The organism is Methylophaga sp. F-2 (assembly GCF_056859315.1).
In genome coordinates this window covers 1-24,745 of record NZ_JBSXOF010000012.1, presented here as the reverse complement: position 1 = coordinate 24,745, position 24,745 = coordinate 1, and the positions used below count along the sequence as shown (strand labels likewise).

General features: G+C 43.2%; 27 protein-coding genes and 1 rRNA gene. 3 read left to right on the top strand and 25 right to left on the bottom strand.

Features of this window, described 5'->3' with window-relative positions; genetic code table 11:
* Nucleotides 1-16: 16 nt before the first annotated feature.
* Together AC13DA_RS01720 and AC13DA_RS01715 are read left to right on the top strand one after the other, a co-directional pair.
* The gene (locus AC13DA_RS01720) at nt 17-802 is read left to right on the top strand and encodes an NAD(P)H-binding protein (protein WP_482945833.1); all 786 of its coding nucleotides are present in this window, start codon (nt 17-19) and stop codon (nt 800-802) included.
* Nucleotides 795-1,253 carry a YchJ family protein gene (locus tag AC13DA_RS01715; protein ID WP_284450896.1) on the top strand — a complete coding sequence of 153 codons (459 nt, stop codon included), beginning with the start codon at nt 795-797 and terminating at the stop codon, nt 1,251-1,253. The genes AC13DA_RS01720 and AC13DA_RS01715 overlap by 8 nt, the downstream gene beginning before the upstream one ends.
* On the opposite strand, the gene olsF is transcribed toward AC13DA_RS01715, so the two are convergent.
* The 15 genes from olsF to glyA form a co-directional block, all read right to left on the bottom strand.
* On the bottom strand, nt 1,250-2,968 hold the full coding sequence (gene olsF, locus AC13DA_RS01710; protein WP_284450897.1) for a bifunctional ornithine lipid synthase OlsF: 1,719 nt from the start codon (nt 2,966-2,968) through the stop codon (nt 1,250-1,252). The genes AC13DA_RS01715 and olsF overlap by 4 nt on opposite strands.
* Nucleotides 2,969-3,055: 87 nt before the next feature.
* Nucleotides 3,056-3,568 (bottom strand): YqhA family protein, encoded by a 513-nt coding sequence (locus AC13DA_RS01705; RefSeq protein ID WP_007144722.1) that lies wholly within the window; start codon nt 3,566-3,568, stop codon nt 3,056-3,058.
* 22 nt (nt 3,569-3,590) lie between these two features.
* The gene (gene panD, locus AC13DA_RS01700) at nt 3,591-3,971 is read right to left on the bottom strand and encodes an aspartate 1-decarboxylase (RefSeq protein ID WP_007144721.1); all 381 of its coding nucleotides are present in this window, start codon (nt 3,969-3,971) and stop codon (nt 3,591-3,593) included.
* A 51-nt stretch (nt 3,972-4,022) separates the two neighbouring features.
* On the bottom strand, nt 4,023-4,877 hold the full coding sequence (gene panC / locus AC13DA_RS01695) for a pantoate--beta-alanine ligase (RefSeq protein WP_284450898.1): 855 nt from the start codon (nt 4,875-4,877) through the stop codon (nt 4,023-4,025).
* Entirely contained in the window at nt 4,877-5,671 is a 795-nt protein-coding gene (panB, locus tag AC13DA_RS01690; protein ID WP_007144719.1) for a 3-methyl-2-oxobutanoate hydroxymethyltransferase, read from the bottom strand. The genes panC and panB overlap by 1 nt, the downstream gene beginning before the upstream one ends.
* A 2-nt stretch (nt 5,672-5,673) precedes the next feature.
* Complete coding sequence (locus AC13DA_RS01685) at nt 5,674-6,333, bottom strand: deoxynucleoside kinase (RefSeq protein ID WP_007144718.1); 660 nt, start codon at nt 6,331-6,333, stop codon at nt 5,674-5,676.
* A complete protein-coding gene (gene folK / locus AC13DA_RS01680; protein WP_007144717.1) occupies nt 6,330-6,818 on the bottom strand; it encodes a 2-amino-4-hydroxy-6-hydroxymethyldihydropteridine diphosphokinase in 489 nt (162 codons plus the stop codon). Before folK ends, AC13DA_RS01685 begins: the two co-directional genes overlap by 4 nt.
* A complete protein-coding gene (pcnB, locus tag AC13DA_RS01675) occupies nt 6,818-8,182 on the bottom strand; it encodes a polynucleotide adenylyltransferase PcnB (RefSeq protein WP_284450899.1) in 1,365 nt (454 codons plus the stop codon). Before pcnB ends, folK begins: the two co-directional genes overlap by 1 nt.
* Before the next feature lie 55 nt (nt 8,183-8,237).
* Entirely contained in the window at nt 8,238-8,813 is a 576-nt protein-coding gene (gene rnhB, locus AC13DA_RS01670; RefSeq protein WP_284450900.1) for a ribonuclease HII, read from the bottom strand.
* A complete protein-coding gene (lpxB, locus tag AC13DA_RS01665) occupies nt 8,810-9,952 on the bottom strand; it encodes a lipid-A-disaccharide synthase (RefSeq protein ID WP_284450901.1) in 1,143 nt (380 codons plus the stop codon). Before lpxB ends, rnhB begins: the two co-directional genes overlap by 4 nt.
* Before the next feature lie 2 nt (nt 9,953-9,954).
* On the bottom strand, nt 9,955-11,076 hold the full coding sequence (gene ribBA, locus AC13DA_RS01660; protein WP_284450902.1) for a bifunctional 3,4-dihydroxy-2-butanone-4-phosphate synthase/GTP cyclohydrolase II: 1,122 nt from the start codon (nt 11,074-11,076) through the stop codon (nt 9,955-9,957).
* A gap of 20 nt (nt 11,077-11,096) precedes the next feature.
* Nucleotides 11,097-11,717 (bottom strand): riboflavin synthase, encoded by a 621-nt coding sequence (locus tag AC13DA_RS01655; RefSeq protein ID WP_284450903.1) that lies wholly within the window; start codon nt 11,715-11,717, stop codon nt 11,097-11,099.
* A 3-nt stretch (nt 11,718-11,720) separates the two neighbouring features.
* Complete coding sequence (gene ribD, locus AC13DA_RS01650; protein WP_284450904.1) at nt 11,721-12,827, bottom strand: bifunctional diaminohydroxyphosphoribosylaminopyrimidine deaminase/5-amino-6-(5-phosphoribosylamino)uracil reductase RibD; 1,107 nt, start codon at nt 12,825-12,827, stop codon at nt 11,721-11,723.
* A 105-nt stretch (nt 12,828-12,932) separates the two neighbouring features.
* Entirely contained in the window at nt 12,933-13,406 is a 474-nt protein-coding gene (gene nrdR / locus AC13DA_RS01645; protein WP_007144710.1) for a transcriptional regulator NrdR, read from the bottom strand.
* A gap of 14 nt (nt 13,407-13,420) precedes the next feature.
* A complete protein-coding gene (glyA, locus tag AC13DA_RS01640) occupies nt 13,421-14,674 on the bottom strand; it encodes a serine hydroxymethyltransferase (RefSeq protein WP_040576175.1) in 1,254 nt (417 codons plus the stop codon).
* 109 nt (nt 14,675-14,783) lie between these two features.
* Here glyA and AC13DA_RS01635 point away from each other — a divergent pair, with 109 nt between their 5' ends.
* Nucleotides 14,784-15,647 carry an NAD(P)-dependent oxidoreductase gene (locus AC13DA_RS01635; RefSeq protein WP_007144708.1) on the top strand — a complete coding sequence of 288 codons (864 nt, stop codon included), beginning with the start codon at nt 14,784-14,786 and terminating at the stop codon, nt 15,645-15,647.
* A 33-nt stretch (nt 15,648-15,680) separates the two neighbouring features.
* Here AC13DA_RS01635 and AC13DA_RS01630 read toward each other — a convergent pair whose 3' ends face one another.
* From AC13DA_RS01630 to rrf, 10 genes are all read right to left on the bottom strand, one after another.
* On the bottom strand, nt 15,681-16,976 hold the full coding sequence (locus AC13DA_RS01630) for an adenylosuccinate synthase (protein WP_284450905.1): 1,296 nt from the start codon (nt 16,974-16,976) through the stop codon (nt 15,681-15,683).
* A complete protein-coding gene (locus AC13DA_RS01625) occupies nt 16,969-18,159 on the bottom strand; it encodes an ATP phosphoribosyltransferase regulatory subunit (protein ID WP_284450906.1) in 1,191 nt (396 codons plus the stop codon). The genes AC13DA_RS01630 and AC13DA_RS01625 overlap by 8 nt, the downstream gene beginning before the upstream one ends.
* 6 nt (nt 18,160-18,165) lie before the next feature.
* Complete coding sequence (locus tag AC13DA_RS01620) at nt 18,166-18,363, bottom strand: DUF2065 domain-containing protein (protein ID WP_007144705.1); 198 nt, start codon at nt 18,361-18,363, stop codon at nt 18,166-18,168.
* A complete protein-coding gene (gene hflC, locus AC13DA_RS01615; RefSeq protein ID WP_007144704.1) occupies nt 18,360-19,232 on the bottom strand; it encodes a protease modulator HflC in 873 nt (290 codons plus the stop codon). The genes AC13DA_RS01620 and hflC overlap by 4 nt, the downstream gene beginning before the upstream one ends.
* Nucleotides 19,233-20,432 carry an FtsH protease activity modulator HflK gene (gene hflK, locus AC13DA_RS01610; RefSeq protein WP_284450907.1) on the bottom strand — a complete coding sequence of 400 codons (1,200 nt, stop codon included), beginning with the start codon at nt 20,430-20,432 and terminating at the stop codon, nt 19,233-19,235.
* Between the two features lie 87 nt (nt 20,433-20,519).
* Nucleotides 20,520-21,665 carry a ribosome rescue GTPase HflX gene (gene hflX / locus AC13DA_RS01605; protein ID WP_284450908.1) on the bottom strand — a complete coding sequence of 382 codons (1,146 nt, stop codon included), beginning with the start codon at nt 21,663-21,665 and terminating at the stop codon, nt 20,520-20,522.
* 10 nt (nt 21,666-21,675) lie between these two features.
* On the bottom strand, nt 21,676-21,900 hold the full coding sequence (hfq, locus tag AC13DA_RS01600; RefSeq protein WP_007144701.1) for an RNA chaperone Hfq: 225 nt from the start codon (nt 21,898-21,900) through the stop codon (nt 21,676-21,678).
* Between the two features lie 70 nt (nt 21,901-21,970).
* The gene (gene miaA / locus AC13DA_RS01595) at nt 21,971-22,915 is read right to left on the bottom strand and encodes a tRNA (adenosine(37)-N6)-dimethylallyltransferase MiaA (RefSeq protein ID WP_007144700.1); all 945 of its coding nucleotides are present in this window, start codon (nt 22,913-22,915) and stop codon (nt 21,971-21,973) included.
* Nucleotides 22,916-22,924: 9 nt separating this feature from the next.
* Complete coding sequence (gene rho / locus AC13DA_RS01590) at nt 22,925-24,184, bottom strand: transcription termination factor Rho (RefSeq protein ID WP_007144699.1); 1,260 nt, start codon at nt 24,182-24,184, stop codon at nt 22,925-22,927.
* 469 nt (nt 24,185-24,653) lie between these two features.
* Nucleotides 24,654-24,745: ribosomal RNA gene (gene rrf / locus AC13DA_RS01585) — 5S ribosomal RNA — on the bottom strand; the annotation flags it as partial.

Below are 24,745 nucleotides of genomic sequence, written 5' to 3'. Positions count from 1 at the left end.
CAATTAGAGGTGTGTCATTAATACGATCAGTATTCTCGGCAGTGGTTGGTTAGGTTTGAGATTAGCAAGACATTTGCGCTCAGCTGACACTCATATCAAACTCTCAACGCGCCAAATAGAAAAGCAATCAATATTGAGAGATGAAGGGTTTGATGTCTATCAGATCGACATTGAGACAGCTACCGATTTTAGCCAGTTCCTGAACGCTGACACCCTGATTGTTAATATTACTAATAAAAACAAAGACGCTTTTGAAAATTTCATTAATCAGATTGAAAACAGCCCTATCAAACAGGTGTTATTTATCAGCTCCAGTTCGGTTTACCAAAACACCACTGACTGGGTCAAAGAAGAGCATCAGTTTGAAAATGAGGATAGCATTCTGTGGCAAATAGAATCGCTGTTTAGACAATCTTCGCCCTTTGTCACCAGCATTATTCGTTTCAGCGGATTAATCGGACCAGAGCGTCATCCAGGCCGTTTTTTCAGACATGGAAAACAGGTTCAGCAGGCAGATGCCCCCGTTAACTTAATTCACCTTGATGACTGCATAGGCATTATTGAGCAAGTACTGAAACAACACGTCTGGGGTGAAGTTCTTAATGGTTGTGCAGACACGCATCCAAGCAAAAAAGTCTTTTATGCACATGCTGCTGCATTATTAAACCAGCCAGTACCGAGCTTTAATCAGAATGACTCCCTATCCTACAAAATCGTCAGTAACGATAAAGCCAAATTATTGCTGTCCTATCAATTTCAGTATCCAGATTTAATGGCCATTCCCGCTAGCGCTTATGAATAATGATTTATGCCCCTGTCTCAGCCAGCTTTCTTATAGTGAGTGCTGTGAACCTCTCCATAAAAAACAGCAAGGCGCGGAAAACGCTGCGCAATTGATGCGTTCGCGATACAGTGCTTTTTATTTAGCTGAGGTGGACTATTTAATCGCCACCCTGCATCCATCAAAACGACGTATAGATGAGCGAGAACTTCTGCAGAGCACGATCAATAACACGCAGTGGTTAGGGCTGAACGTACTGGATCACCAACAAAAAAATGAATTGGCCGAAGTGGAGTTCGTAGCGTTTTATCAGGATAATCCCGTGGGTCAGTTACACGAACGCTCTCGTTTTACCTGTGAAAGTGGTGAATGGTTCTACCATGATGGGATTCTTCTGCCCGCAATCAAACTGGGCAGAAACGATCCCTGTTTCTGCGGCAGTGGAAAAAAACTAAAACGTTGTCACGGTTAATTATCACCCAGATAACGTTTTCTTTTAGCGGGTGTTAATTTATCTAAATCCACCATCACCAGACCATCAATACAATGGCCAAAATCAGCGTCGATATTAAAATCGATAAAGCGTACGCCCCCCTCTTCACAGACATCCGCATACTGTTTATATAGGGTAGGGACAGTCACATTCATATGGGCAAGCTGCTCACGCATCGCAGTAAAATCAGCCTCGGCATCGGTACCACAATAGGTTTGCAGTACTTGTTGTTGCAAACTCCGATCAGTGATGTAGGGATTTTTCGCTATTGCTAAATGTTGGTCATCAGGGAAATAGTGCTGATAATAAGCAACAATTAATGCCTTAGCGAAATCAGGATAGCTGTTTGACAGACTCACAGGCCCAAACAGATAGCGAATATCAGGATATCGATTCAGATAAGCCCCAATGCCGTACCATAAGTAATCAAGACTACGTCTTCCCCAGTATTTCGGGCTGACAAAACTTCTACCCAGCTCAATGCCCTTTTCAAAAAAAGGCTGCATCGCATCGTGATCGTAGGTAAATAGCTCCTGACTATAAATTCCCCGGCTGCCAGCTTGTGACAGAATGTGGTTAACTTCACCAATTCGGTAAGCGCCAGCGATTTCTAATTCGTTTTCATCCCATAGAATCAGATGCCGGTAATCGCGATCATAACGGTCGATATCGCGTCTTTTACCTGTGCCCTCACCGACCTGTCTAAACGTAAACTCGCGTAAGCGGCCTACCTCATGCATCACAGCTGAGTCAGGTTGATAGTCAAACAAATAAATCTTTTTATTATCGGCTGTCTGACCTAATAACTCGGCCGTTTGTAACTCACGTTTGATATTACGTCTGTCCTGGGGGTGAGCGATGGTTTGTTCTGTGACAAATAACGGTTTTTTGCCTTTTGCCATACGATAAAGATGGCGACGTAATAATTTGGCTTTTTCTGCTTTCACCAGCGGGAGTTGGTCAACCTGTTTATAGGGAATAGGTTCTCCGACACGCATGGTGATGTTCTTCGAGTTTTTATTAAACATCTCATGCGCCAGCATCATGCCTGAAAGCGGCTTATAGACCATGGATGCACTGTAGAACAATGAAGAATTTCTGGCACCGACATAAATGGGCAAAATAGGCGCATTGGTTTTCTTGGCGAAGTTCAAGAACCCCGTATTCCATTTACCATCACGCACACCACTTGGACGAATACGCGACACTTCTCCGGCAGGGAAAACGATCACCGCTTCTTCATTATTCAGGCAATCAATAATACGGGAAATACTGCTTTTTCGAGTCGATTTAGATAGATTATCTACGGGCAAAAATAAAGAATCGACCGCATTAAAATTCATCAGCATATCGTTAGCAACGATTTTTACATCACGGCGGACTTCACCCACTAATTTTAATAATGACAAGCCGTCCAGTGCACCAAGGGGATGGTTTGCGACAATCACTACGCGACCCGTTGCGGGAATATTATTGCGATCACGGTGACTGATGCTGTAACTGAAGTTGAAATAATCCAGCACCTGTTCGATAAAATCGAAGCCTTTTAAATCCTGATGCAAGTCCAGGAAACGATTTACTTCTTGCTCATGAGTAATCTTACGCAAAAAACTAATCGTCGATTTTTTTATCCATGGACGGGAATGTTCGAATTTAGGAAATTTTTGTTGAACAGCTTGTTCGATATTGAGCATGTTTTCTCTCTATGCTTGCAGATAGCATGCAAGCATAGAGAGAAGATGTGACAGTGTTATAACGTTTTAATGACGTTTTTGTGACGATTAATGATCGTCAGCGTGGGAGAAGTATAAGGCTAAGGAGATGAGACCAATACCGGCAGCTAGAGCCAGCAAATCAAGAGGTCCATGGAAGTCCATACTGATAGCATGTTCGAAAAAGTTAACGATCAGAATCATCAGAACAACACGACCTAAACGCGCTTTTAAATCATCTAAACTATGGATAGCTAATACTTTTGAGTTCTCACTCTCTTCTGCTTCTTCAATTTTGCTGATAAACAGCTCATACAAACCAAGAGAAAAGATAAATAAAACCGTGGCTAGTAGATAACCATCAATCACTTCAACCACATGTGTCACGGTTTCAGCACGAAAGTCTTGCCGTGCTTCACCAATGAGATCAGGCGACATATAAAGCCCCAGATGGGTGACTAAATAATACACATCAACGGTTGCCATATAGAACATTGCTAATGCAGTTATCAGGCTGGCGATAACCGCCGTCAGAACAACAAAGCGGCTATTCCAGAGCGCTTTCTCAAACAATCTTTCCATGGGAATTTAAACTCGTGTGTTTCTATGCAGCCTGAACAGGAATGGCGTGACGCATATGCGTAATATCGTTGTTTTCATCAAGATAAACCAAAGTAGGTTTGAAGTTCTCGACTTCTTTGGCATCTAAGGTGACAAAAGCACAAATGATTAAACGATCACCTGGGGAAGCTTTGTGCGCAGCGGCACCATTGACAGAGATAATATTTGAGCCATCCTCAGCGCGAATCGCATAAGTGGTAAAGCGTTCGCCATTAGCGACGTTATAAATCTGGATTTGCTCATATTCATGAATACCGGCCGCTTCCAGTAACTTTCCATCAATTGCACACGAGCCCTCGTATTCCAGTTCGGAATGAGTGACGCAAGCACGATGTAATTTTGCTTTTAAAAAGGTCAGTTGCATAGCCAGAATGTTCTTATGAAATAGCTCAATATTATCGCTTTTTAAGAAAAATCAGGCAAGGTCACAAGCAATATTATCTATTAGCCTGACACTACCGAGCCGTGCAGCAGCAAGAATGCGAAGCTGTTTGTCGTTAGCATTGGCCAGTTCTAAATCTTCTGCGCGGCGAATATCCACATATTCAGGTTCTAAACCTGCTTCTTGTAATTGCTGTTTTGCTTGTCCGCACAGCAAAGAAAAATCGGTCTCGCCCTGCACTTCAATCGCGTGTTTAGTGGCGAGCAGTGTTTTATATAAAGACGGCGCCTGCACTAACTGTTTCTGAGTTAATAAGGTATTTCTGGAACTCATTGCCAGCCCGCTATCCTGCCGTTTTGTAGGTACGCCAATCACATCTACCGTTAAGTTCAAATCAGCGACCAGCTTTTTGATTAACATTAATTGCTGATAATCTTTTTCGCCAAAAATCGCAATATCCGGCTGAACCATATTGAATAATTTTGTCACAACGGTTGCCACGCCATCAAAATGTCCAGGACGACCTTTACCACATAATTTATCATCAAACCCAGGCACAATGACTTTTGTTAGTGACGCCATGCCATTCGGATAGATCATCTCTTCTGTCGGCGTAAAAATAAGCTCACAATCCAGCTCGCTCAGCAATTGAACATCGTCATTCAATGTGCGCGGGTAATTCGTCAAATCCTGTTGATCATTGAACTGTAACGGGTTAACAAAAATACTCACCACAACCCGGTCTGCCAGTTCACGTGCTTTTTGTACTAGCGACAGATGCCCTTCATGCAGATTTCCCATCGTCGGAACAAAAGCAATCACTTCATTTTGCTGTCGCCAGCTTTTAATACGTGTTTTTAATGCACTCAGGTTTTCTGCAATCGCCATTAGAATTGCTGCTCCGCATTTGGAAACGCACCAGATTTCACTGATTTCACGTAGGAGGCAATGGCCGATTGTATTGAGCCTGTATCAGCTAAAAAGTCATGACTGAAGCGCGGACGTTTTCCAGGCGTTAAGCCCAACATGTCATATACCACCAGCACTTGACCATCACAGTCACTGCCTGCACCAATACCGATAACTGGAATATCCAATTGTTTGCTGACTACCGCACCTAAGGTCGCCGGTACACATTCCAACACCAACATATCTGCTCCAGCTTCTTGCAAACTGATAGCATCGGCAATCAATTCTTCAGCCGCCGCTGTCTCACGACCCTGCACAATATAACCACCTAAGCGGTGAACTGATTGAGGTAATAAACCGAGGTGTCCACAAACAGGAATACCCCGCGCAGTGAGTTGTTTCACTGTCTCAATGATGACCGCCCCGCCTTCAAGTTTGACCATCTGCGCGCCACCTTCGGCCATCAGTCGGGCAGCATTTTTGATAGCTTGGTCTGGATTGGCATAACTCATAAATGGCATATCAGCAATAACGAATAATTTATCGCTGCCGCGGATAACATTGGCTGTGTGATAAATAATATCGTCAACACTGACAGGAACAGTACTTTCCTGGCCCTGGATCACCATACCCAGCGAATCACCTACCAGCAGAATATCGACACCGGCTTGCTCAAGCGCATAACTGAAACTGGCATCATATGCTGTCAAAACAGCGATTTTTTCCTGCGCCACTTTCATTTGACGCAGATGTTTAAGGCTAATACGGCTCATGATTATTTCTTCTCTGAGACGGGCAAAGGATTGTAATAATGACGACCACTTTGAATGCTACAGATTTGTTCGAGTAATTGCAGGTAGTCCTGATCACCGTTCACCAAATCGATCTGCTCCGCGTTGACAATTAAAAGGGGTGACGCATCGTAATAATGGAAAAAATCGGCATAAGTATCGGCTAAACGTTTCAGATAGCCTTCTTCTACATGTTGTTCATAACTAATGCCACGCTGAGCAATCCGCGATTTTAGTACAGGTAAAGAGGCTTGTAGATAGATGACTAAATCAGGCGTTCTATGATGCAAAGTCAAATTATCATAGACCATATTGTATAAAGCTAACTCATCGTCATCCAGGGAAATTTGAGCAAATAATTTGTCCTTTTCCACCATAAAATCAGCGATATGCAAATCATTGAATAAATCATCCTGATTTAGTGACTTACCCAATTTGACTCGCTGCATCAGAAAGCTCAACTGCGTAGGTAAAGCAGACTGTTTCGGATACAGATAAAATTTTTCCAGAAAGGGATTTTGTTCAGGCTGCTCAAGTAAAACCGAACCAGAAAAACTCTCGGCCAAACGTTTCACTAAATGGGTTTTACCCACGCCGATGGGGCCTTCAACCACAATATAACGATGTGTTAGCGAGTGATTCATTGTTTATGCATTTCCACTTTTCTCAATCCATCCAAAGGACAATCTTGCTTTATGGTTGCTAAATCACCTTTACCAGGGATAGTGATATCAGCAGCAATTTCAGCTAATGGGTACACCACAAAAGCACGTTCTGTTAAGCCAGGATGCGGGACTTTTAATCGTTCATCATCGATCATCAGATTAGAATAAAGCAAAATATCCAGATCCAGCGTACGTTCACCCCAATGTCGCTTTTTTATTCTTCCGTGCTTTTGTTCAAGTTTTTGCAGGTTATCAAGCAATACATGCGGCGGCAATCCTGTGTCCACCTCGACAACAGCATTCACATAATCAGGCTGATCCTGGGGTCCCATTGGCGGGCTATGATAAAGCGATGATTGTTTGATTAGACGCGTGTTGTCGAGTTTTTTTATATCGTCAATCGCTGTCAAAATTTGCGTTTGCGGGTCGTCTAAATTACTTCCCAATCCGATAAACACCTGCATTAATTCTGTTCCGTTTTTTTTGCTGCTGGTCGTCTTCGACGTCGACGGCGGGGCTTTTTTACACTGCTCTCTTTACCCAGCGAATCAACCATTACCTGCTGCTGAGTGGCTGTTTCAGCCTGAAATTTTGTCCACCAATCGACAGGTTCGTTCAACGGTTCACCAGACTCTGCACGTAATGCTAAAAAGTCATATCCAGCGCGAAACTTTGGATGTAATAAGGTTCTGTATGCCCTTTTCCCCTGACGCTTCAATAATCGGGGCTGTAAAGTCCATATATCACGCGTTACCAGACTATAACGCTTTGGAATAGCAACACGTTGGATCTGCTCACCAATAATTTCTGAGGACGCTCGCTGCATCGCTGGAATTTCTGGCATGCCGTTTGTCATCAGCAATAAGGTTCGTTGTCTCACCGGTTCCCATAAAATCGCTGCGAATAAAAATGCTGGTGTAACCGGTTTATCAGCAGCAATACGGATATCTGTGTTCTCTAATGCTTTCATCAGCATTGTTCTTGGATAGCCGTCTTGCTCTTCATGTAATAAAGCAGCTGTTTGAGGGTACAGATGTTCAAACAGGCGGTAATGACAAAGTAAATCATGAGTCATCGCCGCTTGGCCGCTCAGGTATAGTTTGAGTGTTTCATCAAACAATCGTGCCGGAGGGATATCTCTAATCAAATGTGCCCAGTCAAAGATGCCCTGTTCCGTCTGTTTATCCAGTTTTAGACCCAGCTTAGCCAAAAAGCGGCAGGCCCTTAACATGCGTACAGGATCTTCCCGATAACGTGTTTCCACGTCACCAATTAAACGGATAAGGCCAGCATTAAGATCAGCCATGCCACCGGTATAATCAATAATAGAGAAGTCTTTAATATTGTAATAAAGGGCATTAATCGTAAAGTCGCGACGCCAGGCATCCTGCTCTAAAGTGCCGTAAACATTGTCCTGCATGATGCGACCTTGGGTATCAACATGCTGTTTAGCTTCAGGGGGAGCTCTGAATGTGGCAACTTCAATGACCTCGCGTCCAAACCTGACATGCACCAGTTTGAAACGTCTGCCAATCAGTTGGCTACGTTTAAACAATTTATGTACTTGCTCAGGAGAAGCATTCGTGGCGACATCAAAGTCTTTTGGCTCATAGCCAAGTAATAAATCACGAACACAACCACCCACCAGGTAAGCCTCATAACCCGCCTCTTTCAAGGTATACAATACCTTGAGCGCATGTTGGCTAATCTGTTTACGCGAAATTGTGTGTTCGCTACGAGGGATAATTAACGGTTCGCGCCCTTGTTGTGGATCTTGACCGCTTTTGCCTCTCACCAATTTGTTGAAGATTTTATTTAACGACAGCATAAGCTTTGAATAATACCATGCTCATTAGCATTTCTATGATTTATATCATCGAACATCATGATAATAAGGCAGCCTGCACAGGACCAAAAGAACGTCTATGAATATCGGTTACCCCCAAACTGAGAAGGGCTTGTTGATGCTGCTTGGTTGGATAACCTTTATGTTTGGCAAAACCATAACCAGGATACACATTATCCAGTGCCACCATTTCCTGATCCCGTGCGACTTTAGCTAAGATTGAAGCGGCAGCAATGGCAGGCTCAGATTGATCACCTTTGATAATCGTTGTTACCGGGCAATTGAGTTTGGGTGCGTGGATACCATCAACAAGCACATGTTCAGGTGAAATTGATAGGGCTTCAACAGCCCTTTTCATTGCCAATAAACTCGCCTGTAAGATATTTAGTTCATCAATTTCTTCTGGTTCAGCTCTGCCCATGGCCCATGCCAGAGCATGCTTTTGAATCAGTGGCACCAAAAATTCTCTTCGTTTTTCAGTGAGCTTTTTTGAGTCTGCCAAGCCTGGTATAGGGTTTTGTGGGTCAAGAATGACTGCAGCCGTCACCACCGGACCCGCCAGAGGACCACGCCCAACCTCATCCACTCCGGCAACGTAAATGGTCTCTATCATGACGATTTAGCATCAATAAACGAGATAACTGCTTTTGCTGCATTCTCAGCGCCGCCGGAAGGCCCTAACGCATTAAGCACTTGTTGCTGAACAGATTCAGCGTTTTGTTTAGCATCCGCGGCTGTTAAGAAATACAACAATCGGGGGGCTAATTCTGAAACGGAAACCTGCTTTTGTAATAATTCGGTGACCACATTTTCTCCAGTCACAATATTACACAAGCCGACATAGGGGATTTTCACCAGTCGTTTAAGTATGTGATAAGTCAACGGTGCAACTCGATAAGTAATTAAATGTGGAACACCCAACAAGGCAATTTCCAGCGTCACCGTACCTGACGCAGCAACAATCGCATCACAACTTCGAACGACATCACAAAACTCACCGGAAATAACTTTCACTTTTACCGCTGTTTGTGACAAAAATGGCTCTATCAATGCCCTGTCTAATCCTGGCGCCAAAGGTAAAATAACCTGTATAGAACTGTCGCGTTGTTGAATATGTTCAGCTGTCGCCAACATTACCGGTAATAAAGCCTCAACTTCACTACGACGACTGCCGGGAAACAAACCCAATACCGGCGCATTTTCATCGAGTGAAAAGTGAGACTTTGCTTGTGCAGAGGTCAAGTCTGAGTGCACGGCATCGACTAAGGGATGACCAACGCATTTTACCGGCACACTCGCTTTTTCATAGAGTGTCTGTTCAAAGGGAAATAAAACCAGCATCAAGTCGACATAACGTTTTATCGCTTTAATCCGGCCGGCACGCCATGCCCATATTTTAGGGCTAATGTAGTAAATAACCGGGATACCCAGTTCATGAGCCTTTTTAGCCAGTTTTAGATTAAAACCCGGGTAATCCACTAAAATTAATGCATCAGGTTTCTTTGCGGCTAAACGCTCGACGGTTTTATCAAAAATAGCTTTGATATGAGCATAACGTTTAATGACTTCCACCAGCCCCATAACAGCCAGCTCAGCAAAGTCAGTGATAATCTCAACACCGGCATCGCGCATGGTTTCGCCACCAATGCCAGAAACAATAATATCAGGCCTTTGTTGTTTTAAGGCCTTTAACATTCTGCCTGCATGAGCATCGCCAGAGGCCTCGCCCGCCACTACAAATAATTCAGGCATGCTTATTCAGTCTCATCGGCTTCCAGATAACCAGCTAACTCAAGACCGAAGCCTGAGACACCCGTTAATTTTGTCGGCGTGCCCATCACTCGCATTTTTTTAACGCCTAATGCAGACAGAATTTGTGCTCCGACACCAAACGTACGTAAGTCCCAACCACTTTTGACGGGCAAAGGACTTTCATCACGGTCTTCCCTTTCATAACGTGCAATTTTGGCTGCTAATTGTTTATTCTGTGCTGGCAAGCGCAACACCACCAAAACGCCTTTTCCAGCTTGTTGTATTTTTTTCAATACTTGTGGAACTGGCCAATGTGTGGGTTCTCTGACTGAACCTAAAATATCACTGAGTGGATCGGCCATATGTACACGTACGATAGTTTCCTCATCAGGTTGAATATCACCATACGTTAACGCCAGATGCACTTGCGAGTTGACTGAGTCCTGAAAGCTGAAAAGCTGGAAGTCGCCGTATTCTGTAGGAAACTGACATTGAGATAACTTTTCGACGGTCATTTCATTTTCGAGTCGATAACTTATCAGGTCAGCAATCGTCCCGATTTTCAAATTATGTGTTTGGGCAAAAGTCTCTAAGTCCGGACGTCTGGCCATACTGCCATCATCATTCAAGATTTCGACAATCACCGCCGCTGGAGACAATCCGGCAAGCTGAGCTAAATCGCAACCTGCTTCCGTATGACCCGCACGAGTTAACACGCCACCCGGTTGCGCTTTTAATGGGAAAATATGGCCTGGTTGAACCAAATCTTCTGGGCGTGAATCAGGATCAACGGCGACTTGCACGGTCAACGCTCGATCGGCCGCTGAAATACCGGTGGTCACCCCTGCTGCGGCTTCAATTGACACCGTAAAATTAGTTGAGTATGGCGTCTGGTTATCACTTACCATCAGAGGCAAACGTAATTCACGACAACGATTTTCCGTTAGTGTCAGACAAATCAGACCACGCCCAAACCGTGCCATAAAATTAATCGCTTCTGGCGTCACTTTTTCTGCGGCCATAATGAGGTCACCCTCATTTTCACGATCTTCATCATCCATGATGATAACCATTTTTCCTTGTCTCAGATCCTCGATAATTTCTTCTGTGCTATTAAGTTGCATATTAGGAGTATAACCGTGTTTTACAGTGTTTCATTGACAAAATCTGACGACTGGCCAGGTAATAAACGTTCTAAATAGCGGGCAATCAAATCAACTTCTAAATTGACCATAGTGCCAACGTTGTATTCTTTAATGATCGTTTCCTGCATCGTATGAGGAATGATATTGATGTCAAACCAGCCTGGTCCAACTTGGTTGACGGTCAGACTCACTCCATCGATGGTAATAGAGCCCTTTTCAGCAACATAACGTTCCAGATTAGCTGGCACTTCAATACGAAACTGAACTGATCGTGCTGATGGTGTCAGTTGTAACACCTTACCTAAACCATCGACATGGCCGCTGACCATGTGTCCACCAAGCCGGTCGCCAACAGCCAGCGCTTTTTCAAGATTGACAGCCGAACCTGCTGCAATTTGGGAAAGGGCTGTACGCTCAAGGCTTTCTTTGGAAACATCAAAACTGACGTGAGCTTCATCCAGCTCAACCACTGTCAGACAAACACCATTAATCGCAATACTATCCCCGAGAGAAACATCAGACAGGTCCAATTTCTGGGTCGCCACTTTTAGTCTCATATCACCACCACTTGGAGTGACAGAAGTAACCTGACCAATAGCCGCTATGATACCGGTAAACATGAATTAAGATTCCTCGCTATATATGGGTTTTGCAGTGATACGCCAATCTTTTCCCACTGCACGAATATCATCAATTTCTAAAGAAAGATTCTGAGCCATCGACACCATACCTGGTAAATGAAACAGGCCGCGAGCCATATCACCCATAATTTTAGGTGCCATATAGATAATTAACTCATCAATTAAACCCGCTTTCAATAAGGCACCATTCAAAACACCACCTGCCTCAACCATTAACTCATTTATTTCTCGCTGGGCCAAAACGGCCATCAATGCATTCAAATCTATATTATTATCAGATGATGGCAGCACCAGACATTCAGCCATATCAGCTACAGCAATATCTTTTGCGGTAATTACCAGCACTTTACCTTCTTTAAGAATTTGAGCATCAGCCGGCAGTCGTCCCTCACTATCAACCACAATTTTGAGTGGCTGTCTGACTTTCTGTCCAGAAGGATACCAGTTGTCATCTGATGGTGAAAAACGCACATTCAATTGCGGATTATCCGCGAGGATTGTACCGATACCGGTCATGATGGCTGAACTGCGTGCACGTAGTTTTTGTACATCGAGTCTGGCTTTCGGTCCAGTTATCCATTTACTTTCACCAGAAGCCATCGCTGTGCGACCATCCAGACTCATCGCGACTTTACTTCTAATGTATGGACGACCATAGCGCATACGATACAAAAAACCGGGATTGAGCTTCTCAGACTCTGAACTTAACAGCTTGGTATGCACTTCGATGCCGGCCTCTCTTAAACGATGTATGCCTGAACCCGATACCACCGGATTAGGATCGGTCATCGCTATAAATACACGTTTAACACCAGCATTAACTAGGGCATCAGCACAGGGAGGAGTTCGACCGTAATGACTGCATGGCTCAAGCGTAACGTAACAATCAGCACCTTTGGCTTTTTCACCAGCCTGGTGCAGTGCATTCACTTCCGCATGACCTTCGCCAGCGCGTTGATGCCAGCCTTCACCAACAATCTGATTATCTTTGACAATGACACAGCCAACACGAGGATTAGGGTCAGTGGTATAAAGTCCGTTTTTGGCAAGCTCAATGGCTCTTGCCATATAAAATTCAGCAGAAGCCATGATTTATTCTCTCTATTTGAAACAAATAATGGTTAATGCTCATCATAACGGGACTTAGTGCGCTGAGTATCATTAGGTGAAAGATATCAGTGCTGATGAACATGTTTATTTTTTATCATCCGCTTCAGATTTATTTTCCATTCGTTCAATTTCTTCACGAAAGGCGTTTACATCCTGGAAACTTCGATACACAGAAGCAAAACGGACATAGGCGACTTCATCTAACTCACGAAGTGCATCCATTACCCAGTCACCGACTAAACGACTGTCGACTTCCCGTTCCCCTGTCGCCCAAAGTCGACGAGTAATGGTTTTAACTGCGCTATCAACCGCATCAATACTGACAGGTCTTTTTTCCAGTGCTCGCATAAAGCCCGCTCGCAATTTATTTTCATCAAATAACTCACGAGAGCGATCACGTTTGATTAGACGAGGCAGACTTAATTCGGCTGTTTCGTATGTGGTGAAGCGCTCATTACACTCCACACACATACGACGTCGACGGATGGCATCGCCCTCCGCCGACAGTCGGGAATCAACAACTTTAGAATCATCTGCACCACAAAATGGACAGCGCATAGGGTTTCCGAAGCTTAAGCGTAAACAGGCAAGCGGTCACAAACAGCCTTAACTTTGCTCTTAACATCGTTAATGACTTGCTCACTGCCTGCCGCATCAATTACATCACACATCCAGTTTGCCAGATCGCGACATTCTTCTTCTTTAAAACCACGTGTAGTCACAGCTGGTGTACCAACACGAATTCCTGATGTCACAAAAGGTGATTGTGGATCATTTGGAACCGCATTTTTATTAACAGTAATATGAGCTGCACCTAACCAGGCATCAACATCTTTACCAGTCAGACCCGCTTCAATAAAACTGACTAAGAATAAGTGATCATCAGTACCATTTGAAACAACATCATAACCACGAGTCATAAACACGTCAGCCATCACACGTGCATTTTTAATCACTTGTTCCTGATACGTTTTAAACTCTGGCAACATCGCTTCTTTAAATGCAATGGCTTTTGCAGCGATCACATGCATTAAAGGACCACCCTGGAAGCCTGGGAATACAGCTGAGTTCAGTTTTTTCTCAATCTCAGGATTTGCTTTAGCCAGAATCAAACCACCACGTGGACCACGTAATGTTTTATGCGTTGTTGTTGTGGTGACATCGGCAATTTGCACTGGGTTAGGATATAAACCTGCAGCCACCAGACCAGCGACATGAGCCATATCAACCAACAAATAAGCGCCCACAGAATCAGCTATATCACGGAAACGCTGCCAATCCACTACACGAGAATAAGCAGAAAAACCTGCCACAACCATTTTTGGCTGGTGTTCTTTGGCTAAACGCTCTACTTCGTCATAATCAATTTCGCCAGTTTCGGCATTTAAACCATATGAAACTGAATTATAGATTTTTCCTGAAGCACTGACTTTAGCGCCATGCGTCAGGTGACCACCATGTGCCAGACTCATACCCAAGATCGTATCACCGGTTTGTAGCAGAGCAAGATAGACTGCCGCGTTAGCTTGTGAACCAGAATGCGGTTGCACATTGGCATAATCAGCACCAAATAACTCTTTAGCACGTTCAATAGCAATGGCTTCTACTGTGTCAACATGCTCACAACCACCGTAATAACGTTTGCCAGGATAACCTTCAGCATATTTATTAGTTAAAGATGAGCCCTGAGCTTCCATTACACGAGGGCTCGTATAATTTTCAGAAGCGATCAGTTCAATATGATCTTCTTGACGTTTATCTTCCGCAGTGATTGCATTGAACACTTCATCGTCAAAGCCAGCGATGGTCATGTTTTTCTTGTACACAGTATTCCCCTGTATCTACTGTAAAATGGGACATTATTCTATCTCACAACGTCGCTGGCATCTATGGCATAGTGACAGTTTTATTCGCATAAGGATTAAATCACAGCTTATGAAAATAGGATTAATTGGAACAGGCCTGATGGGGCAAGCCTTATCACATCACTTATTAGCAGAAAATCAACCCCTGGTGGTCTTTAATCGCAGTCTGGAAAAGTGCGATGAGCTAAAAGCCAGAGGCGCTGCTGTAGCCACATCTGCGCAAGCATTAGTAGAACAGAGTGATATTTGTTTGCTTTTCTTAAGTGATGCAAAAGCCATTAGCTCGGTTCTGGATGATATTGACGATGCAGCCTTTAAAAATTGTCTGCTTATCCAAATGGGCACAATAGCCCCGGAAGAATCACGCAATCTTGCGCAGCGGGTACGAGCTACTGGCGGCCGTTATCTTGAATGTCCGGTACTAGGAAGCCTGCCAGAAGCTGGCAGTGGCAAACTAATTTTAATGGCTGCGGGAAAAAAAACGGATTACAAAGCAGCTTTACCCTTACTGGAGTTAATTGGCCATGAACCACAATATATTGGCGATATTGGCCAGGGTGCCACTGTCAAACTAGCCATGAATCAGTTAATCGCCGGATTGACAGCCAGTTTTGCCTTAAGTCTTGCCTTAGTGGAAAAAGAAGGGATTGCGACAGAACAATTTATGAAAATTGTTCGTGATAGTGCTCTCTACGCACCGACCTTCGACAAAAAATTAAGTCGCATGATTGAGCGTGATTTCTCTGAGCCTAACTTTCCTACCAAACACCTGGCAAAAGATACGCGTCTTTTCTTGTCTGTTGCCAATGAGCTAGGTTTAGATACCAGTGCATTGAAAGGTATTGAGTTACTCTTACAAAAAGCTCTGGATATGGGACTGGACAACACCGATTACTCAGCACTGATGGCAGCTGTTTCGCCCAAGGAATCATAAAAAAAGCCCTCGTTTGAGGGCTTTTTTTTAGGCTTAAACTTCGAACAAATCTCGTCTGATAATCGTTTCTCGGCGGTCAGGTCCAGTTGAAATAATATCAATCGGCACGCCGGCAAGGCTCTCAACTTTTTCAATATACGCACGTGCATTTTCAGGCAAATCATCATATTGAGTGATGCCTAAAGTAGACTCTTTCCAACCCGGCATATCAATGTAAACCGGTTCACAACCTTCAAATTCATCAGCGCTTAAAGGCAAGATATCAACAGGCTGTCCGTCTTTCTGATATGCAACACATAGACGAATCGTTGCAATACCATCAAGCACGTCTAATTTGGTCAAACATAATCCCGTTATGCTGTTGATCCAGCTAGCACGATTTAGAGCAACCATGTCTAACCAACCACAACGGCGATCACGTCCGGTTGTCGCACCTTTTTCCATCCCTTTTTCAGCCAGGTATTTACCTGTTTCATCAAAAAGCTCAGATGGGAATGGGCCACCACCGACACGAGTTGCATAGGCTTTTGTAATACCCAGGACATAATCGATGTGACAAGGGCCAACACCAGAACCTGTGGCACTGCCACCGGCGGTTGTATTCGAAGAGGTCACATAAGGGTATGTGCCGTGATCAATATCCAGCAGAGCACCTTGTGCACCTTCAAACATGACATTGTCACCTGCTTTGTGATATTCCTGAAGCATCGCTGGGATATCAGCAATAAGCGGGATTAGTACATCACGCATTGCCAATGTTTCTTGTAATACTTTTTCATAACTTACCGGCTCAACCTGATAGTAATTAACCAGCGAGAAATTATGAAACTCCATGACTTCCTTTAACTTCTCAGCAAAGGCTTTTTCATTCATTAAATCACCAACACGCAGACCTCGGCGACCCACTTTGTCTTCGTATGCTGGTCCGATACCTCGACCAGTCGTACCAATAGCCGCTTTACCTAAACGCAGTTCACGTGCTTGATCAAGCGCAATGTGATAAGGCAGAATGAGAGGACAAGCGGCACTGATTTTCAATCGTTCACGGACAGGAATGCCATTTGACTCAAGCTCGTTCATTTCTTTTAAAAGAGCTTCTGGACAAACGACGACACCATTACCGATCAAACATTGAACGTTCTCACGAAGAATGCCTGACGGAATAAGGTGTAAAACCGTTTTTTTGCCATCTATTACCAAGGTATGACCTGCGTTATGGCCACCTTGAAAACGAACAACAGCGGAAACATTATCCGTCAGTAAATCAACTAATTTACCTTTACCTTCATCGCCCCACTGGGAGCCAATTACAACAATATTTTTAGCCACGAGTATGTGTTCCTGTTTCAGTCACTTGCCAGTGACCATCTAGTTTTACCAATGTGTGTGTAGTTGGAGTTTCAGAACCAGGGAATTGATAGATAACCACCTTACCTGATTCACGTAATGTTTTAACAGCAGCATGAAGACTGGCATCTTCAAGCCATTGGACACCAATTGTTTCTTGATGAAGTTTTTGCGTTGGAAGCTCGGTCACCAACTTTTTCAGATCAAGACTGAAACCCGTCGCTGGTTGCGCCAAACCAAAATCTTCGCCGATATCATCATAGCGGCCACCGGCAGCTATCGCGTGTGATGAATTAGGCTTGTAGGCGGCAAAAACAACACCTGTGTGATAGTGATAGCCGCGTAACTCAGCTAAATCAAAATTAATAGCAATCTCTGGAAGTCTTTGCGTCAGGGCATTTGCTATTTGCTCAAGCGTAGTTAACGCATCCTGAACTGATTGTGGTGCTTTCTTTAATACTTGTTTAGCACGATCTAGTACAGATTGATCACCATTGAGCTCAGATAATTCTTGTAACATCTGTTTTGCATCAGCATTAATGTCATAAGCCTGCAGCAATGAGTCTATTTCTGCCGACGCTTTTCGCTGTAATGCAGAAAACAATTCCTGTTCCTGACTCTCAGTTAACTGAGCAAACTCCGCTAAACCTCTATAAACACCGACGTGTCCGATATCCAGTGCCATTTTTGAAACAGCGCCGGAAACATTTAATAAGGTCACCATCAGTTCGATACTTTCAATATCGCTTTCAGGTCCGGCATGTCCGTATATTTCAGCACCAAGTTGGATAGGATTCCTGGCACCGTCCAATCCTGTTGGTAATGTGTGTAGCACACTTCCGATGTAACATAGCCTGAGAATATCAGCTTCATTACGCAGCTTATGTGCAGCAATTCTGGCAACTTGAGGGGTCATATCAGCACGAATACCCAACATTCTTCCAGACATCTGGTCTGTCAGCTTGAAGGTTTGTATGTCGAGTGTTTTAGCTGTACCAGTAAGTAAAGAATCCAAATACTCTACTAGTGGTGGTACAACTAACTGGTATCCCCAACTTCGCATGAAGTCAACCAGGGTTCGGTGCATTTTCTCAAGTTGTGCCGCTTCTTGAGGCATCAGCTCATCGATACCTTCGGGTAACAGCCAACTCTCTTTGATAGTCATTATGAGTTAATTTATCCAGTACAAAAAAATCAAACCTGCAAACATACTTAACAAGCCAATAAGACGCACTTGTCTATCGCTCATGCTTACAGTTTGTAACAGTGTGCGTTTAAACATAGTTGGATTAAGAAACGGCATTATGCCCTCAATGATGAAGACTAATGCCGTTGCAATCAATAAACTATGAATGAGTTCTTCGTTCACTTCACAGGTAATTCAGCGTCGTTGAATCGCTTGAAAAAATCACCCTTGGGTTCGATGACCAGCATATCATCAGCATTAAAAATGTTTTTATAGGCTGATAATCGACGGTATAAAGAATAAAACTCTTCATTTTTGCCATATGCTTTCGCATAAATTTCTGTGGCTTTTGCATCGCCTTCACCACGTAATTCTTCTGCCTGACGTTTAGCCTCAGCAATGATGACAGCACGTTGACGGTCAGCATCAGAGCGAATCTTCTCAGCTTCCTCTGCACCCTGAGAGCGTAGTTCTTTTGCAACACGTTCACGCTCAGCTTCCATACGGGTATAAACAGACGAACTGACCTCAGCAGGCAAGTCGATACGTTTAATACGGACATTTGAAATCGAGATACCAAATCCCTCAGCAACGCGATTAGCATCTTTCAGAATATCTTGAACCATGGCAACACGATCACCAGAAACGACTTCTTGGATTGTTTTGCGACCAAACTCGGCTCTTAAGCCATCTTTGATAATTTGAGAAAGTCTAGAAGCCGCGCGGTCTTCATCCCCCCCCATGGATCTAAAATATGTTGCAACGTCATTTATCCGCCAAATGATAAAAGAATCAACGATCACATTCTTTTTCTCACCCGTCAGATATCTAGCGGGTTGCGCATCAAGTGCCATTTCACGCCCATCGAATTTGCGGACATCAGTGACAAAAGGCGTTTTAAAGTGAATACCAGGCTTAAAATCAGCCTTCTCGATTTGGCCTAACCTTAGTAACAGCACTTTTTGCCGCTCATCAACAACAAAGATTGACGATGAGAGTGTTACGACGACAACAGCAAGCAAAATTAAAATCAATGTTAAACGGGAACTCATTTAGCGACCTCCTCTGCTACGAGCGTCATCGCTTGATGAACTTTTATTAGAAGATGAAGTAGTCGTTGATGTTGAGGAAGGATAGTTAAAACTATCCAAATCCAATTGCGTTGGGTTATTACCACGTCGACTCATTCTATCAAGAGGCAGATACAGTACATTACTGCCACCGTTTTTCACGTCAACCATAACTTTTTGGCTTTTCGAATAAACCGACTCCATTGTATCGAGATACAGTCTTTCCGAAGTAATATCCGGCGCTTTATTGTATTCGGTCATAACTTGTGTGAAGCGACTCGCATCACCTTCGGCTTTAGCAATAATTTGACTTTTGTATGCTTCAGCTTCTTGCACAATTCTAAATGCTCTACCACGCGCTTTTGGAAGGACATCGTTTGAGTAGGCTTCCGCTTGATTTTTCTGACGTACTTCATCTTCACGCGCCTTAACAACATCAGCAAAAGCTGCTTGCACTTGTTCAGGTGGCTGAACATCCTGCATATTCACACTAGTGACTAATAATCCCATCTCATGGGCATCCAGCATCGTTTGCAATAACTGCTCAGTGCTATTAGCAATCGCGCTCCGACCTTCGGTTAAAACAAAGTCCATGTTAGAACGACCTACTGTTTCACGAACAGCACTCTCCATCATCTGACGAAGAATGACATCTGGATTTCTGACATTAAACAGGTATTTAGGTGCATCCTGAACGCGATATTGCACCGCAATTTTTAAATCAATAATATTTTCATCTTTCGTCAACATTAAAGACTCAGAATGGATAGTACCGCCACCTCGGTTTCCGCCACTGCGATAACCAATTTCGGCAGTACGAATTTCTTCAACATTCACCACTTCAACTTTCTCAATCGGACTAGGCAAGTGCCAGTGAGGACCAGGCAATGTTGTCGTTGAATATTGTCCAAACCGCAGAACAACACCGCGCTCAGCCGGATCTACAATATAAATACCAGATGCAAGCCAAACTAATACGGCGATGACTGCAATTAATCCAAAACCGAAAAAACCACCTCGGCCTGAAGAATTATTCCCATTGGTATTGTTTCCGTTACCACCAAAAATGCCGCCTAATTTGCGTTGCATATTTCGGATAACTTCGTCTAAATCAGGTGGCCCATCATTGCCACGATTACCCCACGGGTCTTTATCACCGTTTCCGGGTTCATTCCAAGCCATGTAGCTCTCCAAATTGATAAAACAGAGAATTTACTTCAAACAAGCCTATTTTACGGACATGGTAATGATAAGCAACCAAAACCGTATCTAAGCTTCAACATATTCTGAAAATGACTCTTCTGGGAAATATTCTTTTAATGCTTCTCGCAGCAGTTCTAATCCTTCTCCGGTTTTTGCAGATAACCAGATGCGATCAATATTTCCCTCATCATCTCTTTCAATTCGCGGTGAAATATCCTCAACATTGTCTATTTTGTTATAGACAATTAACTGCCGCACTTCATCCGCATCGATTTGTTTTAAGACTTCATTTACGTGGTGAATAAGGTCATCACGATCATTTGCACCACAATCAACTACGTGAAGTAATAACTCAGCATCACGGGTTTCTTCCAGAGTTGAGCGGAAAGACTCGACAAGATCATGGGGCAGATCACGGATAAATCCAACCGTATCAGCCAAGATAAGGAGTTGTGTATCATGTAATTTAACACGACGCAGAGTAGGATCAAGCGTCGCAAATAACCTGTCATCAGCATAGACTTTTGCAGATGTTATTTTGTTAAATAATGTCGATTTTCCAACGTTTGTGTAACCAACAAGGGAGACAACAGGTACACCTCCACGTTGCCGTGAACGCCGCCCTTGCTCACGCTGAGATTGGACTTTTCCTAATCGTTTTTTTAGTGACTTTATTCGCTGTCCCAATAAACGACGATCCGTTTCTAACTGAGTTTCACCAGGTCCACGCAAACCAATCCCGCCTTTTTGTCTTTCAAGGTGAGTCCAGCCTCGTACCAATCTTGTTGACAAGTGTTGAAGCTGAGCGAGTTCAACCTGTAACTTACCTTCATGAGAGCGAGCTCTTCGAGCAAAGATATCAAGAATTAACCCGGTACGGCCTAATACCCGACATTTTAATTGTTGCTCAAGATTACGTTCCTGACTTGGTGATAGTTCGTGATTGAAAATGACTAAGGCAGCATGAGATGCCATGACATGTTCCGCAATCTCATCAACCTTACCGCTGCCAGCAAAGAACTTGGGATCAGGACGATGACGCTTACCCTGAATTATTGCAGCAATCTTTGCACCTGTTGACCCAACTAGTTCAATAAACTCTTGTTGAGAGTCTTCATAGTCAGGATTATTGAAATTCAGATGAACCAAGACAACAGCTTCTTTTTCTGATGAATCATCAAAAGCTGTTTGAATATCCGGCCGTTCAAACAATCAAATGCTCCTATTCTTCATGATTAATATTAACATTACGAGCGGGAACAATCGTTGATATAGCATGTTTATATACCATTTGATTGACTGAGTTCTTGAGTAAGATGACAAACTGATCAAACGAATCAATCTGACCTTGTAATTTAATGCCGTTAACTAAATAAATAGAAACAGGTATATTTTCTTTCCGTAAAGCGTTCAAGAAAGGATCTTGAAGAGTCTGTGCTTTTGCCATCATTCACTCCATATATTGTTATTATTTTAAACTGCCTGAATGACTCATTCTAAAAGCCTTAACAGAATCGTCAAGCATTATTCATCAACTGTGGAACCTGCTCAAGAAGATATTGATTGACTTCATTAACAGGCAATCCATCACTACTATCAAACCATACGCCATCATTTTGAGCGCGTAACCATGTCAGTTGTCGTTTAGCCATCTGACGTGTAGCTACAATAGCGCGGTATATAAACTCATCGTAATCGTAATCTCCATCTAAATAAGACCACGCCTGACGATAACCGACCGCACGGATTGACGGTAAGTTCATATGACAGTCGTCGCGTCGATACAATTTCTTTACTTCGTCAATAAATCCGTTAGCTACCATCTTCTGATAACGATCGGCTATTCGTTTATGAAGTACTGACCTATCAAATGGAGAAATGATGACTTTTGTTACATCGTAAGGCAAGCCATCATGTTTGTTATGTGTTAACTCAGTCAATGTTTTACCCGTTAACTCATAAACTTCAAGTGCTCGTTGTAATCGTTGCGGATCGTTAATATGTATCCGCTCGGCAGAAACAGGGTCGATTTGTTTCAATCTATCGTGCAAAGCTTCACGCCCTAGCTGTCGCATTTCAGAGTCTAGTTTTTCTCTGATCAGACTATCCGCTGGTGGCAGATCGGCAATGCCATACTGAAGCGCTCTGAAATACAGCATTGTGCCACCAACTAGTAATGGCACCTTACCACGTGAAGTAATTTCAGCCATAAGACGAAGTGCATCATCTCTGAACTGGCCTGCAGAATAAGTCTCGGATGGCTCTATAATATCAACCAAAAAATGATGATATTTTTTTAATATCTCTGGACTTGGTTTTGCTGTCCCAATATCCATCTCTTTATAGACAAGAGCTGAGTCTACACTGATAATCTCAACTGGATATTTTCTAGCAAGTTCTATAGCAAGGTCAGTTTTTCCCGCTGCAGTAGGCCCCATAATGAATATGGCAGGTGGAAGCACAGAGCGTAATTACCCCTGTTTCATAGAGTCAAAAAATTCAACATTTGTTTTTGTTGATTTAAGTCTATCCATTAAGAATTCCATTGCTTCTACCGGTTCCATTTGAGCGATGATCTTTCTCAGAATCCAAAGCTTTTGTAGATCTTCTTCGGTTGTCAGTAACTCTTCGCGACGCGTACCTGAACGGGTAACATTAATAGCTGGGTACATACGACGATCAGCCAATTTACGCTCAAGTAATACTTCCATATTACCTGTACCTTTAAACTCTTCGAAAATGACTTCATCCATACGTGAACCAGTTTCTATCAGAGCAGTGGCAATAATTGTCAGACTGCCACCCTCTTCAATATTTCTAGCGGCACCGAAAAAGCGTTTAGGTCTTTGCAGCGCATTGGCATCAACACCACCCGTCAGTACTTTACCTGACGATGGCGCCACAGTATTGTAGGCTCTTGCTAGACGTGTAATTGAATCAAGCAGGATGACGACATCATGTTTATGTTCAACCAGACGTTTGGCTTTTTCAATAACCATTTCAGCAACTTGCACATGACGTGTTGCAGGTTCATCGAAAGTACTTGAAACCACTTCACCACGAACAGAGCGCTGCATTTCAGTCACTTCTTCTGGTCGTTCATCAATCAATAAAACAATTAAGTCACTATCGGGATAATTTGAGGCGATAGATTGTGCAATAGATTGCATAATCATAGTCTTACCCGATTTTGGTGGAGCGACGATAAGACCACGCTGTCCTTTACCCAGCGGTGATGCCAGATCAATCACACGTGCTGTGAGATCTTCAGTACTGCCGTTACCGCGCTCTAATGTGAAACGCTCATTCGGGAATAATGGTGTTAAATTTTCAAAAGGGACTTTATTGCGGGACTTATCAGGTTTTTCGTAATTGATTTCTTCGACTTTGACGAGAGCGAAATAACGCTCACTGTCTTTCGGTGGTCGAATCTTACCCTTAATCGTATCGCCGGTTCTTAAGTGAAAACGTCGAATCTGGCTGGGTGATACATAGACATCATCGGGACCAGCAACATAAGAATCTTCTGGTGATCTTAAAAAACCAAAACCATCAGGTAACAGTTCTAATACACCCGTAGTGATAACATCTTCACCCTGTTTAGAATGAGCTTTAACTATCGCAAATATGAGTTCTTGCTTTCGATTTCTTGCTAAGCCCTCGAGATTCATGGAGAGAGCGAGTTCCATTAATTCAGCAGCTGACTGCTTTTTCAGTTCTGTCAGATTCATGTATTACCTAAGAATGGGATTTTGATATAGAAATGCCTTGAAACACATCGATTGATGGGTTGAATTGTCTTAATTTTGGAGGGGGTTTTAAAAACTGGAACCAAGAATAACAGTAATAAACATCGACGTCTAGTTTTATATACAAATATCTACAAATATAATGTTGGACATATTAATAGATATTAACTAACTACATTTAAAAATAACAAATACCGGCCACGTAATGTTTTAAGACAGAATATCCAACTGCTTTGAGTTAGGTTCTTGTAATGGTTCGTACTGTTATAAAGTGACTTACTCAGACTGAGCCCAGTTATGAGCTCAGCTCTGCAGACACCTTCGATCTCAACTTTTGTTCCAGATAAATATGTCACAGGGTGTTTTGCCCAGTACAGGCAGGTTAATATAAAACAGTGAGACATAAAAAAGGCCAACCTCTTTCGAGATTGGCCTTTTCTATTATATTAAAGCCTGGCAGTGACCTACTTTCACATGGGAACTCCCACACTATCATCGGCGCTAAGTCGTTTCACTTCTGAGTTCGGGATGGGATCAGGTGGT